Here is a 14,852-nt window from a genome sequence, read left to right on the forward strand (position 1 = left end):
CGTCGCTTGCGACGGCCCGCAGGGTGCCGGCCAGGACGACTGGCATAGCCATGCTCGGCGAAAAGGGTAGCGCCGAGCCATGCTCGGCGAGCGAAGCGGCAACGGCAACCGCGTGACGACCAACGGTGGTCACCCACCAGGGCAAGGCTGACGGCCAGCGGCCGTCACTACGCTGCGTGTCCGTCACTACTGAAACCAACCGCCGGTGGTCAATCGAACTGCGCTAGGCTTGGCGAGGGATCCTTGCTTGAGGTTCGTGCGTCGCCGATGAACGAGTTCCGCAGCAGCATCATGTTCGCCAACCCCGATATTCCCCTACGAGACGACGTGCGCCGCCTCGGCGCACTGGTCGGCGACCTGCTGGTCGAGCAGGTATCGGAAGCCTTCTTCGACGATGTGGAAAGCGTGCGCACGCGCGCCATCGCACGGCGCGAGAACGAATCGCCCCTGTCCGACCTGGCCGATGGGCTGGCCGGCCGCTCGCCGCAGCAGGCCGAAGCCATGGTCCGCGCGTTCAGCACCTACTTCCAGGTGGTCAACATCGCCGAGCGCGTGCACCGCATCCGCCGCCGCCGCGACTACCAGCGCGCGGGTACGCACACCCCGCAGCCGGATGGCCTGCAGGATGCCCTGCAGCAGCTCAAGGCTCAAGGCGTGACCCTGCAGGAACTGCAGGACTGGTTGCCGCGCATCGATATCGAACCGGTGTTCACCGCCCATCCCACCGAAGCGGTGCGCCGCGCGCTGCTGGAAAAAGAGCAGCTGATGGTGGCCAGCCTGGTGGACAACCTGGATGGCCAGCGCACGCCCGGCGAAGCGGCCGCCGACGATGCGCGCTTCCGCATGGCGCTTACTGCTTCCTGGCAGACCACCGATTCGTCGCCGGTGCGGCCCACCGTGGATGACGAGCGCGAACACGTCGGCTTCTACCTGGTGCAGGTGCTGTACCGGGTGATGCCGGTGTTGTACGAATCGCTGCAGCAGGCGCTGGCGGATACCTTCGGCGAAGGCCTGCCCCTGCCGCGGTTGCTGCGCTTCGGCACGTGGGTGGGCGGGGACATGGACGGCAACCCGAACGTGGACGCCGGCACCATCCGCAACACCCTGGATGCACAGCGCCGCGCGGTGCTGGCGCAGTACCAGAAGGAACTGCTGCAGCTGGCCAGCCTGCTCAGCCAATCCACCGAACGGGTGGGCGTCAGCGATGCGCTGCAGGCGCGGCTGGCGGACTACCAGCAGCGGCTGCCGGACGTGCAGTCGCGCCCGCGCCATGGCGACATGCCGTACCGGCTGTTGAACGACCGCATGCGCGCGCGGCTGCAGGCCACGCTGGATGACGGCCACGGTGCCTATGCCGGGCCGGGTGAACTGATCGAGGACCTGCAGCTGATCTTCGACAGCCTGCGCGCCAACCGCGGCGAGCACGCCGGTGGCTTTGCGGTGCAACGCCTGCTGTGGCGGGTGAAGACCTTCGGCTTCCACCTGGCACGGCTGGACGTGCGCCAGGAATCCAGCGTGCACGCACGTGCGCTGGCCACCGCGCTGGATGGCGAGGCCGCATGGGAGGCCCGCGATGCGAGCGCACGCGCGGCCTTGCTGGGCCCCTACGCCAGTGGCGAACAGGCACTGCCGCAGGCGGACGAGGAGGGCAACCAGCGGCTGGACGCGGTGTTCTCCGCGCTGGCCGATGCGCGCCGTCGGCACGGTGCCGATGCGCTGGGCAGCTACATCATTTCGATGGCGCATGACCGCGGCGACGTGCTGGCGGTGCTGGCGTTGGCGCGGCGTGGCGGACTGGTGGATGAAGCGGGCGGCGTGCCGCTGGATATCGCGCCATTGTTTGAAACCGTGGACGACCTGAAGCACGGCACCGCGACCCTGCGCGACCTGCTGGCCGATCCGGTATACCGCGCGCACCTGCACGCGCGCAACGACGTGCAGATGGTGATGCTGGGGTACTCGGACAGCAGCAAGGACGGGGGCATCGCCGCCTCGCGCTGGGGACTGCAGCGGGCCCAGGTGGAACTGCTGGAGGTGGCCGCTGAAAGCGGCATCGCGCTGACTTTCTTCCATGGCCGTGGTGGGTCGATCAGCCGTGGCGGTGGCAAGACCACCCACGCCGTGGATGCATCGCCGCGTGGCAGCATCGACGGTCGCCTGCGGGTCACCGAGCAGGGCGAAGTGATCCACCGCAAGTACGGCATCCGCGCGCTGGCGGTGCGCTCGCTGGAACAGGCCACCGGCGCGGTGCTGCGTTCCAGCCTGCGTCCGCGCGCGCCTGAACCGCGCGAGGAGGCATGGCGGCCAGTAATGGATGTGGTGGCCGATGCCAGCAGCAATGCCTACCGTGCCTTCGTCGGCCAGCCGCGCTTCATGGATTACTTCCGCACCGCGACGCCGATCGACGTCATCGAGCGGATGACATTGGGTTCGCGTCCCTCACGCCGGCTGGGCCAGGACGCAGCGCTGACCAACCTGCGCGCCATTCCCTGGGTGTTCGCCTGGAGCCAGGCGCGCGCGGTGATCCCGGGCTGGTATGGCGTAGGCAGCGGCCTGCAGGCTGCGGTGGATGCCGGACATGAGGACACTCTGCGGCAGATGGCGCGGGACTGGCCGTTCTTCCGGACCTTCCTGGATGACATCGCGATGGTGTTGTCCAAGGGTGACATCACCATCGCCGAACAGTTCTCGCGGCTGTCCGGCGAGCTGCACGGCAGCTTCTTCCCGAAGGTGGAAGACGAGTGGGCGCTGACCGAGCGCTGGGTGCTGGAACTGACCGGCCAGTCCTCGTTGCTGGAACACGACCAGCGGCTGGCGCTGTCGATCCGCCTGCGCAATCCCTACGTGGACCCGATCAGCGTGCTGCAGGTGGACCTGCTGCAGCGCTGGCGCGCCAGCGGCGGCGAAGACCTGCTGCGCGCGCTGGTGGCCTGCGTCAACGGGGTCTCGCAGGGCGTACAGAACACCGGCTGACGTACGGTAGCGCCGAGCCATGCTCGGCGGAATCTTTCCGGCACGGCGAGGTCTGACACAGGCCGCGCTGCGCGCTCGCCGAGCATGGCTATGCCGGTCGTCCTGACCGGCACCCTGCGGGCCGTCGCAAGCGACGTTGGCAGCGGCTCCTGCCGCTGCCTTCGGCGCTACCGTCAGGCCTCCGGCGCAGGCGGATTGGAGGCCAGCAGTTCCCGATGACGCTGCTCCATCTCCTGCCGCAGCTGGCGCCGCAGCAGGGCGGCGGCGTGCCGGCGCTTTTCATCGGAAGAGGTGGGCTGCAGCGCTGGCACGGCCGTGGGCCGGCCTTCATCGTCCACCGCCACCATGGTGAAGAAGCAGCTGTTGGCATGGCGCACGCTGCGCTCCAGGATGTCCTCGGCCACCACCTTGACGCCGATTTCCATCGACGAAGTACCGGTGTAGTTCACCGAGGCCAGGAACGTGACCAGCTCGCCCACCGAGATCGGCTGGCGGAACATCACCTGGTCCACCGACAGGGTGACCACATAGCGCCCGGCATAGCGGCTGGCACAGGCGTAGGCCACCTGGTCGAGCAGGCGCAGTACGGCGCCGCCGTGGACCTTGCCGGAGAAATTGGCCATGTCCGGTGTCATCAACACGGTCATGGTGAGCTGGTGGGATTTCAGTTCGGTCGACATGCCGCCATCTTCGCATGGGGCGATGACGCAACGGGTAGCGCCCAGCCATGCTCGGCGAGGTGCCGCCGGCACCAACGAACGGTGATGCGACCCGCCGAGCATGGCTCGGCGCTACCAAAAAAAAGGGCCGCTTTCGCGGCCCTTCGTTCTGCTTACTTCAGCTTCGCATCCGCGCGCAGGGCGGCGGCGCGATCGGTCTTCTCCCAGGAGAAGGCGGTGGCATTGACGGTGTCGCCGTTGCCATCGAGGTAGCTGAAATCCTTCGGCTTGCGGCCGAAGTGGCCGTAGGCCGCGGTCTGCTGGTACATCGGGTGGATCAGGTCGAGCATCTTGATGATGCCGTACGGGCGCAGGTCGAAGTGCTTGCGGATCAGCTTTTCGATCTGCTCGTCCGGAATCCTGCCGGTGCCGAAGGTGGTGACCGAGATCGAGGTCGGCTCGGCCACGCCGATGGCGTAGGAGACCTGCACTTCGCAACGGTCAGCCAGGCCGGCTGCCACCACGTTCTTGGCGACGTAGCGGGCCGCGTAAGCCGCCGAACGGTCGACCTTGGACGGATCCTTGCCGGAGAACGCACCGCCACCGTGACGGGCCCAGCCGCCGTAGGTGTCGACGATGATCTTGCGGCCGGTCAGGCCGCAGTCGCCCACCGGGCCGCCGATCTCGAACTTGCCGGTCGGGTTGATGTGGAACTTGGTGCCCTTGTGCAGCCACTTGGCCGGCAGCACCGGCTTGATGATCTCTTCGCGGACCGCTTCGATCAGGTCCTTCTGCTTGATGCCCGGGGCATGCTGCGTGGACAGCACGATGGCGTCGATGGCCGATACCTGGCCGTCTTCATAGCGCAGGGTGACCTGGCTCTTGGCATCCGGGCGCAGCCAGGACAGCGGCGAATTCTTCTTCTTGCGGATCTTGGCCTGCTGCTCGACCAGACGGTGCGACAGGTGGATCGCCGCCGGCATGTAGCTGTCGGTCTCGTTGGTGGCGTAGCCGAACATCAGGCCCTGGTCGCCAGCGCCCATTTCTTCGGGCTTCTTGCGGTCAACGCCCTGGGCGATGTGCGGGGACTGCTTGCCGATCAGGTTCAGCACGCCGCAGGTGGCGCCGTCGAAGCCGACGTCGGAGCTGTTGTAGCCGATATCCAGGATCACCTGGCGGGTCAGGGCTTCCAGATCGATCCACGCGCTGGTGGTGATCTCGCCGGCCACGATGGCCACGCCGGTCTTGACCATGGTCTCGCAGGCCACGCGGGCGCGCTGGTCCTTGGCCAGGATCGCGTCCAGGACCGCATCGGAAATCTGGTCGGCGATCTTGTCCGGATGGCCTTCGGAGACCGATTCGGAAGTGAACAGGTAGCTGGACATCAGGCGTTATATCCTTTAATTCGGATGGAAAGATGGGCGCGAATGATACACGGCGCGCGTCGCACGTGCATTGTGGACTGCGACAGGTTGCCGGTGGTTAAGGTCGCGTGCCCGGGGTGAGGGTAGCCGGGAACCATGACCGGACCGTGGTGGCGCCGCGCCACGCGCGGCCAGCAGCGGCACCAGACCATCCGCAACGCGGGGCTGCTAGCATCGGTCGATGGACTCCCTTACCCAGATCGTACTCGGTGGCGCCGTAGCCGCCGCCATTGCCCCGGCCGGCCATCGCCGTGCCGCCCTGCTGGCCGGTGCCGCGCTAGGCACGCTGCCCGACCTGGACGCGCTGTGGCTCGGCTTCAGGGCCGCCGACCCGGTGGCGGTGATGACCGAACATCGCAGTTTCAGCCATTCGCTGCTGGTGCTGCCGTGGGTCGCCGCGCTGGTCTGGTGGCTGTTCAAGCGCTTCGGCAATGGCCGGGTGGCGCAGTCTCCGCTGCGCTGGTTCTGGGCGATGCAGCTGGCGCTGGTGACCCACCCGTTGCTGGACGCGATGACCGTGTACGGCACCCAGCTGTGGTGGCCGCTGCGGCCTTCGCCGGTGATGGGCTCGAACATCTTCATCATCGATCCGCTGTACACCGTGTGGTTGCTGCTGGGCTGCGTGCTGGCCTGGTTCGGGCGCAGCCGGCCCTGGGCTGGCAAGGCGCTGGCGGTCGCCCTGGTGGTCAGCAGTGGTTACCTGGGATGGAGCCTGCTGGCCAAGGCGCAGGTGGACCGCGCCGCGCAGCGCAGCCTGGCCGCGATGGGCCTGGGCGATGCGCCGCGGTTCTCGGTGCCCATGCCGTTCAACACGCTGTTGTGGCGGGTGGTGGCGATGACCCCCAGCGGCTACGTGGTGGCTGATCGTTCGCTGGTGGCAGACAAAAGCGAAATGCAGTTCGAAGGATTCCCGTCCAACGTGCAGGCGTTGCGCCAGGCTGCGGGCATTCCGGCCGTGCAGCGGCTGGAATGGTTCAATCGTGGCTTCATGCGCGCGCAGGTGGTGGATGGCCGGCTGGTGCTGAGCGACCTGCGGATGGGCCTGGAGCCGGATTACACGTTCAATTTCGCGGTGGCCGCCGAGCGCGATGGGCGGTGGCAGGGCATCGTGCCAGAGCAGCTGCGTGGCGATTACAGCAGCCCCGAAGCGCGCGCCGACATCAGCCGTCGAATGGGACTGATGTGGGACCGGATCTGGCACGAGCCCGCGCGGTAGCGCCGCTGTGGTGGGTGGCGCCGAGCATGGCTATGCCGGTCGTCCTGACCGGCACCCTGCGGGCCGTCGCAGGCGACGTTGGCAGCGGCTCCTGCCGCTGCCTTCGGCGCTACCAGGATTGCGCATCAATACACCGTCGCGCGGGCCTGCACGAAGGAGAAGAAAAACACCGCGTTCGGATCGTTCTGCACCAGGCGGAACTCGCGGCGCATGCCGTCCACGGTCTCTTCGTCCACGGTACCGGCCTGCAGCAGCTGTTCGGCGGCCGACAGCAGCACCTGCTCCCAGAAGGCGATCATCGTCTTGCGACGTGACGGCTCGCGATTGTCCAGGTGGATGGTCTTGATGTCGGTCTGCACGTCGCGGAAGCCGCCGGCCAGCAGCAGGTTGCCCAGCTTGGCGCCGACGAACGGATCGCCGCCGTTGTCGTGCTGGAAGTCGTTGAAGGCCATCCAGTAGCGCCAGATGTGCGGCGAATACGGGTCCAGCAGGAACGAGGCATTCATCACTTCGGTGATGTACACCGGGGAGCCGGGCGACAGCACCCGGCGCACTTCGTTCAGCACGCGGGCCGGTGACGGTACGTGTTCCAGCACCCAGCACAGGAAGGCGCCATCGAAGGCGCGCGCGCCGAATGGCAGCTCACCGGCATCGGCGTGCTGCAGGACGTAGCGGTCGCTGCACCACGGCGTTTTCTCCAGGTTGGCGCGTGCGGTGGCCAGCTGGGCTTCGCTCAGGTCCACGCCGGTCACGTGCAGCTCCGGGAAGCGGCGCAGCAGGATCTCGGTCTGCGCGCCCACGCCACTACCCACTTCCAGCAGGTGGCGCACGCCGGTGTAATCGATGTGGCCGAAGATGGTCGGCTCCAGCAGACGGGCCTGGATCATCAGGCGCTCCTGTTCGGTGCTGGAAAAGCCGTGCAGGTAGGTAGGCGAGGAAATCGGCGGCGTCATGGGGATATCCGGGTAGCGCCGGGCCAGTGCCCGGCGAAGGGGTCAATCTACGGAAGCTGTTTCTCGGGTGTCCGCAATCAAGCGATCAAAGTAGTCCGTGGTCAGCGCGATCTGGCTGGCCGGGTCCTCGGCCCGGTTCACCACGGCGCGGAACGCCGCGTTTTCCGGGCGATCCTTGGCATACCAGCCCAGGTGCTTGCGCGCGATGCGCACGCCCTGCGGTTCCCCGTAGAACGCGTGCAGTGCCTGCAGGTGGCCGAGCAGGATGTCGCGCACTTCGCACAGCGGCGGCGGGGGCAGTTCTTCGCCGGTGGACAGGTAGTGCGCCACCTCGCGGAAGATCCAGGGACGCCCCTGCGCGGCGCGTCCGATCATCACCGCGTCCACGCCGGTGACGGCGAGCACCTGGGCGGCCTTGCGTGGCGAATCGATGTCGCCGTTTGCAATCACCGGGATCCTCAGCGCCGCCTTGATCGCGGCGATGGTCTGGTACTCGGCCTGGCCAGTGTAGTGCTGGTCACGGGTGCGGCCGTGCACGGCCAACGCGGCGATGCCGCTGTCTTCGGCGATGTGGGCGATGCGCGGGCCGTTGCGGTGGTCGCAGTCCCAACCGGTGCGGATCTTCAGCGTCACCGGCACGTCGACGGCGTTGACCACCGCGGCAAGGATGCGCGCCACCAGGTCTTCATCGCGCATCAGCGCCGAGCCGGCCCAGGCGTTGCACACCTTCTTGGCCGGGCAGCCCATGTTGATGTCGATGATCTGCGCGCCGTGGTCGACGTTGTAGCGCGCCGCCTCGGCCAGCTGTTGCGGTTCGGTGCCGGCGATCTGCACGCTGATCGGGTCGGGCTCGCCGTCGTGGTCCATCCGGTGGAGGGACTTGCGGGTGGTCCAGAAGCGCGGATCGGAGATGGTCATCTCCGAGGCAGCCAGCCCTGCGCCCAGGCGCTTGCACAGCAGCCGGAACGGCTTGTCGGTGACGCCGGCCATGGGCGCCAGCACGACGTTGGGGGCAATGGAATAAGGGCCGATCTGCATGCGGCCATTGTAGTGCGGCAGCGCACGCCGGGCCGCTGCCGGCAGCCCCCGGTTCAGGCCTATCCGGATGGGGCTCATGCCACACCGGCATCAGCAGATGCTTGACGGTTGCTTCCGCCGCCCCTCAGGCGCGGGGCATGGTGGGCGGCTGGGTGTCCGTGTCCAACCAGGTGGTAGCGCCGAGCCATGCTCGGCGAGCGCAGCGGCAAGAGCAACAGCGTGACGGCCAGCGGCCGTCACTACCGGTGCCTTACGCCGGCTGGTCGTCCGGGGTGAAGTGGGGCATCGCCGCGGCGGCGCCTTCCTTTTCGGTGGAACGGCCGGCGAACTGGTTGGCGAAGCGCACGTGGCGCGCGAACGGGGCATCCGGCGCGTGCGCGATGGAGGCCACCAGCGCACCGTTGAAGGCATCACCGGCACCGGTGGTATCGATGGCATGCACCTGTTCGGCGCCCACCCGGTAGTACGGCTGGCTGTCACCGCGCAGGGTGTCTTCATCGTGCGACACGAACACGCCTACCGCACCGAGGGTCACCACCACGGTGCCGCTGCCGACCAGCTTGCGGCACAGCGCGTGCAGGCTGGCACCGTCCAGTGCAGCGACGTCGTTCGGGTCCACGCGCTCGCCGACATGGCGGCTGAGCAGCGCGGCGAACTCGGTTTCATTGGGGGTGATGACATCGGCCAGCTTGAGCAGGCCGATGCTGGACGGCGCATCGGCCGGGGCCGCGTTGAGCACGGTGGTGACACCGGCCTCGCGTGCCACCGCCAGCGCGGCTTCGATGGTTTCCACCGGCGATTCCAGCTGCACCAGCACCACCTTGGCGCCGGCCAGCAGCGCCTGCTGCTGCTGCACGAAGCCGATGCTCAGCGCGGCATTGGCGCCCGGCCCGATGACGATGGTGTTGCGGCCGCGTGCATCGACATAGATGCCACCGGTGCCGGTCGGTTCGGTGCTCGCCTCGGCGCTCAGGGTGAAGCCATCCTGGGCTGCCAGGCCGCGGGCCATGGCACCGCCGGCATCGTCGCCCAGCGCGCAGACGAAGGTGGTCTGCGCACCGGCGCGGCGTGCGGCCACGGCCTGGTTGAAGCCCTTGCCGCCCGGGCCGGTGCTGTAACGCCCGGCGATGGTCGCGCCGGGGGCGGGCAGTGCTTCGCACCGCCACACATGATCGACATTGAAGGAACCGACGACGACGACGTTGCTGCTCATAGGAAAACGGTTCTCAGTGAAGCGCGGTGGTACCCGAGGGTATCAACCAAAGTGGGTCAGGACGCCGGCGATCGTGGCGGTCATGAAAGTAGCAATGGTACCGCCCAGCACGGCGCGCAGGCCGAACCGGGCCAGATCCTGGCGTCGTTCCGGGGCCAGGCCCCCGATGCCGCCGATCTGGATCGCGATGGAGCTGAAGTTGGCGAAGCCGCACAGCGCATAGGTGGCGATCAGGCGGCCTTCTTCGGACAAGGTAACGCCCGGGACCTGGCCGTTGATGATGCGCGACAGTTCGCTGTAGGCGACGAACTCGTTGATCACCACCTTCTGGCCGATCAGCGAGCCGACCGTGCTGGCATCGGCCCACGGGGTGCCGATCACCCAGGCGATCGGGGCCAGCAGATAGCCGAAGATGGTGGACAGGTTGGTCGGGCGACCGATCGCCGCGGCCAGGCCGGTGACATCACCCAGCCAGGTCAACGGGGCATTCAGCAGCGCGATCAGCGCGATGAAGGCCAGCAGCATCGCACCGATGTTCAGTGCCAGCCGCAGGCCATCCGCAGCGCCACCGGCGGCGGCGTCGATGATGTTGCTGGAGGTCTTCTCCACTTCCATCTTCACCGTGCCACGGGTCAGCGGGGTGCCGGTTTCCGGGATCAGCAGCTTGGCCACCACCAGCGTTGCCGGCGCGGCCATGATGCTGGCGGCCAGCAGGTGCTTGGCATAGAAGGCCTGGGATTCCGGATCGCCGCCGCCGAGCATGCCGACGTAGGCCGCCAGCACGCCACCGGCGATGTGGGCCATGCCGCCAATCATCATCGTCAGCAGCTCCGATTCGGTCATCCGCGAAATGTAGGGGCGTACCGTCAGCGGGGCTTCGGTCTGGCCGATGAACACACTGGCGCAGACGCTGGTGGTTTCCGCACCGGACACGCGCATCACCTTGGTGATCGCCAGCGCCATCACGCGCACGATCGCCTGCATCACGTTGAGGTGGTACAGCACGCCCATCAGCGCGGAGAAGAAGATGATGGTCGGCAACACCTGGAAGGCGAAGATGAAGCCGTAGCTCTCCACGTTCATCAGCGAGCCGAAGATGAAGCCGGAGCCTTCGTTGACGAAGCTCAGCACCTTCACGAAGCCATGGCCGAGCGCATCGAACACGTCGCGGCCACCCGGTACCAGCAGCACCACGGCGGCAAATGCGATCTGCAGCAGCAGGCCGGTCGCGACCAGCTTCCAGTCCACCGCGCGTTTGTTGTTGGAGAACAGCCAGGTAATGCCGATGAGCACCGCCAGACCAAACAGGCCGAAGCCGATCCTGCCCAAACCTTCGACCATGTTGAATCCCCTGACGGCACCGCGAAAAACGGGAAGCCTAGAGCAGGGCAGGGGCCGGGGCAAGGAAAAGCGCGTAGCGAGGGGCGATCAGCGCCGATCCGCGCGGTATTGACAAGGCCTGCAGGCGACATGGCGCGGTTAGAATGAACCCCCTTCCGGCCCGATCTGCGGGCCTGCAGCAGGAGTTGTGCATGCTCTACCGCCGCCTTGGAACCTCCGGGTTGAAGCTTTCCGCGCTGTCCTTCGGCGCCTGGGTCACCTTTGGCAGCCAGGTGGCCCGGGACCAGGCGCGCAACCTGGTCGCGGCGGCCTGGGACAACGGCATCAACTTCTTCGATAACGCCGAGGGTTATGCAAATGGCCGCGCCGAGCAGGTGATGGGCGATGTGATCGCTGACCTGCGGCTGCCGCGCGATGGCTTCTGCGTGTCCAGCAAGGTGTTCTTCGGCAGTGCGCTGGACCCGGCACCGACCCAGCGCGGGCTGTCGCGCAAGCATGTGACCGATGCCTGCGATGCGGCGCTGAAGCGGCTGCGGGTGGATTATCTGGACCTGTATTACTGCCACCGTCCCGACCCGGATACCCCGATCGCAGAAACCGTGCATGCGATGGACACCTTGGTCCGGCAGGGCAAGGTGCTGTACTGGGGCACCTCGGAATGGTCAGCGACGCAGATCCAGGAAGCGCTGGACATCGCCCGCCAGCACAACCTGCAGGGCCCCACGATGGAGCAGCCGCAGTACAACCTGCTGCACCGCGACCGGGTCGAGCGCGAGTACGCCCCCCTGTACGCCGAGGCCGGGCTGGGCACCACCACCTTCTCGCCGCTGGCGTCGGGCCTGCTGACCGGCAAGTACAACGACGGCTTCCCGGCCGGTTCGCGGTTGGGGCTGGATGACATGGCCTGGCTGCAGGACATCGTGCTGGGTGCCGACGGCGCCGCGCGCCTGCAACAGGTACGACACTACACCGCACTGGCGTCCGAGCTGGGCGTCGCCCCGGCCACCCTGGCCATCGCCTGGTGCCTGCGCAATCCGAACGTTTCCAGCGTGATCCTGGGCGCCAGCCGGGTCGAGCAGCTGCTGCAGAATCTGCAGGCGCTTGATCTGGTGGGGACGCTGGAAGACGGTGTGTGGGGCCGGGTGGAAGCAGCATTCGCCTGACGGCGGTAGCGCCGAGCCACGCTCGGCGGGGCCCGGGGATCCGCCGAGAGTGGCTCGGCGCTACCATTGATAGTTCAAGGCTATTGAAATTCTGAGTTCAGTCATCAATCCCATCAATCAATTTGAGAATGGGAGTTGATTGCGAACTGAGAATCGTTATCATTTGAGTCGTCCCTCGCACCGAGTCCAGACGATGAATGCTCAAGCAGTGCTGCTTCGTCCCGAAACCCTGACCCTCCGTGAGCGCCCGGTCCGTGCCGTGCCCACCGAGGAAGTGATCGACAGCGGGGCCCTGCTGAAAGGGCGTCGCGAGATCCTCATCCAACATGGTGACCGCTTCTATCGGCTGCGCCACACCAGCAACGACAAGCTGATCCTGACCAAGTAAACGGGTCGGCCGCCTCTCTCCGGAGGCAGCGCCGCGCCGTGGCGCGATGCGGTCACCACGGGCGGTCGTCCCTTCTGTCTCTCTCCCCCTCGGTCTTCCGGCCAACGCCTTCGTGGCGCTGGTGGCGGCCCCGGGGGATCCCTTTCTGCACGGCCAGGTGCACAACACGGTGATCCCATGAGCAGAGCCTTGTCCGCAGTCCGCGCGACCATGCCGCGCGGCCTTCCGTCATCGCAGTCCATCAGCCGGCCTACCGCCCGTCAGCTGGCCGCCCTCGGCGCCGTGCTGTGCCTGTACCGGGCCGACCGCAACGAGTTGGCCGGTTGGCAGGAAGCCGTTGCCGCCCACGCCTGCCAAGGTCTGGACAGCGAAGGTGTACGGGAGAGCCTGTGCTTCACCGATGCACGCGGCCGCTGCTGCTGGCGGCTGTACCTGCTGCCGGACAGCGATTTCCTCGCCTGGGACCGGCTTGTGGCCGGGCTGGCGGTACGTTCGGTTGCCGACGACGATGCCAGTGTCGGCGAGCGCCTGTGGAGGCGCCTGGCCGGCAGCCTGGGCGGGCAACGCTGGCGCATGTGCGCGGTGCAGCTGCACGCGGTGGAGCAGGGCAGCGGACTGGCGGCAAGCCTCGCGTCGCTGTCATCGCTGGGCAGCGCGACCGCCCGGCGCATCGCACGGCTGGAAAGCGCCGAAGGCGTGGCAGAATCGGCTCCGCTCGCCCTGCATGCCTGAGGCGTGCGGGGTCATTCCTTGAACATCAGCAGGGCGGCGACCACGATCAGCGCGAATGCCGCGTAGTGGTTCCACTTCAGCGGCTGGTCGAGGTAGAACGCGGAGAACACCGCGAACACCACCAGGGTGATGACTTCCTGCATGCCCTTGAGCTGCGGTGCCGAATACACCGCACTGCCGAGCCGGTTGCCCGGCACCTGCAGGCAGTACTCGAAGAACGCGATTCCCCAGCTGATCAGGATCACCGTCATCAACGGCGCGCTCTTGAATTTCAGGTGCCCATACCAGGCGAAGGTCATGAAGATGTTGCTGCCCAGGAGCAGCAGCACGGGATAGAGGTACTGGGCCATGTCGATCACGCCGGTGGAGTCGGCGGATTATGCGCCTGCGGCGTGCGCGACAGGTCAACAGCCTTCATTCGATGAGCGCGGAACCATGCGTCAGGGTTTCCCACAGGAAGTGGAAGTCGCCTTGGCTGGGCCGATGCGCGGCCAGCCATGCAGCGGTGTGTGGAAGTGCCTGTCCCAGGCGGCCCGCGAAATGCGAGTAGCCGATCTCCAGCGTGCCGCGCACATCGGAAACCAGTTTTCCCTTGCACAACCACGCAGGAACAACGGGGCGCGCCAGCATGTCGGTGTGGAACTCCATCGCAGCGACCAGGCGTTCGCCCTGCGCCTGGCACAGGCTGCCACCCTGCAGACGGTTGGTTTCGGCCGCGTTGAGGTAAGCCGCCAGGCCGTACGCTGTATGTTCCAGGTCGCGGCAGGTTTCTTCCGCCAGTCCGGCCGCCATGACGGTCTGGCCGAACCACAGGGTTTCGATGGGGGTGTTGCAGCCGGGACGCGGCAACGGCGTGGAACCGTCCACCGGCAGCTAGATATAGGTAGGCAGGCGCGTGTGCCAATCGGCCACGGCGCGGTCATGGATATCGCGGCGATCGGTGTAGATGCCCATGTTCATGCGTGCCTCGATGCCGCTGGCATGCCAGTTTCCGCCCGGGCAAGGCCCCATGCGGTCGATGTCCGGCAGATACTGCGCGATCAGCCAGTCGCCGAAGCGTCGGGCATCCGCTTCCGGCCACGCCGTGCTGGTGTGCCGGATGAGTTCGGCCGCACGCGTCCACAGTTGCGCAGTCCAGGACGCCTGCAGCGGCGCGTTGCTGTTGGCGTGGCCACCGGTCAGCGTGGTGGCCCAGGCGTCCATGATCTCCACGGCCTTGCGTGCATGCGCCTCCTCGCCCAGGTAAGCCCACAGCAGCGCATGCGTATACGCGGCTTTGGCATCGTCGCGTTCGGGCTTGCAGCCGATGCTGGGTTTGTCGAAGGAACCACATTCCACACGCGCGAACGGGGTGGCGACATGCTCCAGCGACGCCAAGGGGCTCTGGCGCATGGCAGCCATGGCAGAGGTCTTGAGCGGATCTCCCGCCCGCAGCGCGTCCCGCGTTGCCTGCAGCGCGGGCGCGTCGAGCAGGATGCCGGGATGGACGAACGCCTGCCCGTGGGCGAGGGCGGGGGACAACAGGGCAAGTGAGAGCAGCAGTACGGGGGCGCGCATCGGGGCAGTCTCCTTGAAGGAGTCTCCACGCTAATCGCGTCTGGTTCCGAGGGTTATCGGCCAAGACCCGGCTTCCGCGTCGGTAACGCCCGCTGTCCGCCGCAGTGTATTTTCCATGGGCCGGACATATCCCGCCGACCATGGGTCGGCGCTACCGGGTTCCGTCTACGCGAGCCGCGGCCCCGGAACCTGTCA

14 protein-coding genes are annotated in these 14,852 nt (G+C 67.1%); 5 read left to right on the forward strand and 9 right to left on the reverse strand.

Features of this window, described 5'->3' with window-relative positions:
* Positions 1 to 267: 267 nt before the first annotated feature.
* Positions 268 to 2,973 carry a phosphoenolpyruvate carboxylase gene (gene ppc, locus IFT63_RS12475; protein WP_192084403.1) on the forward strand — a complete coding sequence of 902 codons (2,706 nt, stop codon included), beginning with the start codon at positions 268 to 270 and terminating at the stop codon, positions 2,971 to 2,973.
* A gap of 173 nt (positions 2,974 to 3,146) precedes the next feature.
* Here ppc and IFT63_RS12480 read toward each other — a convergent pair whose 3' ends face one another.
* Together IFT63_RS12480 and metK are read right to left on the reverse strand one after the other, a co-directional pair.
* Positions 3,147 to 3,653 (reverse strand): acyl-CoA thioesterase, encoded by a 507-nt coding sequence (locus IFT63_RS12480; protein WP_042615326.1) that lies wholly within the window; start codon positions 3,651 to 3,653, stop codon positions 3,147 to 3,149.
* Positions 3,654 to 3,805: 152 nt separating this feature from the next.
* Positions 3,806 to 5,017, reverse strand: coding sequence for a methionine adenosyltransferase (metK, locus tag IFT63_RS12485; RefSeq protein WP_042615327.1), 1,212 nt, complete (start codon positions 5,015 to 5,017; stop codon positions 3,806 to 3,808).
* A gap of 220 nt (positions 5,018 to 5,237) precedes the next feature.
* On the opposite strand from metK, the gene IFT63_RS12490 reads away from it, so the two are divergent.
* The gene (locus IFT63_RS12490) at positions 5,238 to 6,272 is read left to right on the forward strand and encodes a metal-dependent hydrolase (RefSeq protein WP_192084405.1); all 1,035 of its coding nucleotides are present in this window, start codon (positions 5,238 to 5,240) and stop codon (positions 6,270 to 6,272) included.
* A gap of 125 nt (positions 6,273 to 6,397) precedes the next feature.
* Here the strand turns inward: IFT63_RS12490 and IFT63_RS12495 are convergent, their stop codons facing one another.
* From IFT63_RS12495 to IFT63_RS12510, 4 genes are all read right to left on the reverse strand, one after another.
* Entirely contained in the window at positions 6,398 to 7,225 is an 828-nt protein-coding gene (locus IFT63_RS12495) for a class I SAM-dependent methyltransferase (protein ID WP_192084407.1), read from the reverse strand.
* A 42-nt stretch (positions 7,226 to 7,267) separates the two neighbouring features.
* Positions 7,268 to 8,263 (reverse strand): tRNA dihydrouridine synthase DusB, encoded by a 996-nt coding sequence (dusB, locus tag IFT63_RS12500; protein ID WP_192084610.1) that lies wholly within the window; start codon positions 8,261 to 8,263, stop codon positions 7,268 to 7,270.
* Positions 8,264 to 8,513: 250 nt separating this feature from the next.
* Positions 8,514 to 9,476 carry a ribokinase gene (locus IFT63_RS12505; protein WP_042615330.1) on the reverse strand — a complete coding sequence of 321 codons (963 nt, stop codon included), beginning with the start codon at positions 9,474 to 9,476 and terminating at the stop codon, positions 8,514 to 8,516.
* 42 nt (positions 9,477 to 9,518) lie between these two features.
* Positions 9,519 to 10,817, reverse strand: coding sequence for a nucleoside transporter C-terminal domain-containing protein (locus tag IFT63_RS12510; protein ID WP_042615331.1), 1,299 nt, complete (start codon positions 10,815 to 10,817; stop codon positions 9,519 to 9,521).
* Between the two features lie 191 nt (positions 10,818 to 11,008).
* Here IFT63_RS12510 and IFT63_RS12515 point away from each other — a divergent pair, with 191 nt between their 5' ends.
* From IFT63_RS12515 to IFT63_RS12525, 3 genes are all read left to right on the forward strand, one after another.
* Entirely contained in the window at positions 11,009 to 11,980 is a 972-nt protein-coding gene (locus tag IFT63_RS12515) for an aldo/keto reductase (RefSeq protein WP_192084409.1), read from the forward strand.
* Between the two features lie 193 nt (positions 11,981 to 12,173).
* Positions 12,174 to 12,368 carry a hemin uptake protein HemP gene (locus IFT63_RS12520; RefSeq protein WP_192084411.1) on the forward strand — a complete coding sequence of 65 codons (195 nt, stop codon included), beginning with the start codon at positions 12,174 to 12,176 and terminating at the stop codon, positions 12,366 to 12,368.
* Between the two features lie 177 nt (positions 12,369 to 12,545).
* Complete coding sequence (locus IFT63_RS12525) at positions 12,546 to 13,100, forward strand: Hemin transport protein (protein ID WP_192084413.1); 555 nt, start codon at positions 12,546 to 12,548, stop codon at positions 13,098 to 13,100.
* Positions 13,101 to 13,111: 11 nt separating this feature from the next.
* On the opposite strand, the gene IFT63_RS12530 is transcribed toward IFT63_RS12525, so the two are convergent.
* The 3 genes from IFT63_RS12530 to IFT63_RS12540 form a co-directional block, all read right to left on the reverse strand.
* Positions 13,112 to 13,450: a DMT family protein gene (locus IFT63_RS12530; RefSeq protein ID WP_057507846.1), complete on the reverse strand. Its 339-nt coding sequence runs from the start codon at positions 13,448 to 13,450 to the stop codon at positions 13,112 to 13,114.
* A 64-nt stretch (positions 13,451 to 13,514) separates the two neighbouring features.
* Positions 13,515 to 13,967: a hypothetical protein gene (locus IFT63_RS12535; protein WP_192084415.1), complete on the reverse strand. Its 453-nt coding sequence runs from the start codon at positions 13,965 to 13,967 to the stop codon at positions 13,515 to 13,517.
* Positions 13,968 to 13,973: 6 nt separating this feature from the next.
* Positions 13,974 to 14,657 carry an alginate lyase family protein gene (locus IFT63_RS12540; RefSeq protein ID WP_192084417.1) on the reverse strand — a complete coding sequence of 228 codons (684 nt, stop codon included), beginning with the start codon at positions 14,655 to 14,657 and terminating at the stop codon, positions 13,974 to 13,976.
* Positions 14,658 to 14,852: the final 195 nt, after the last annotated feature.

Origin of the sequence: Stenotrophomonas sp. CFBP 13724 (genome assembly GCF_014841975.1) — a bacterium.
GTDB lineage: Bacteria > Pseudomonadota > Gammaproteobacteria > Xanthomonadales > Xanthomonadaceae > Stenotrophomonas > Stenotrophomonas lacuserhaii.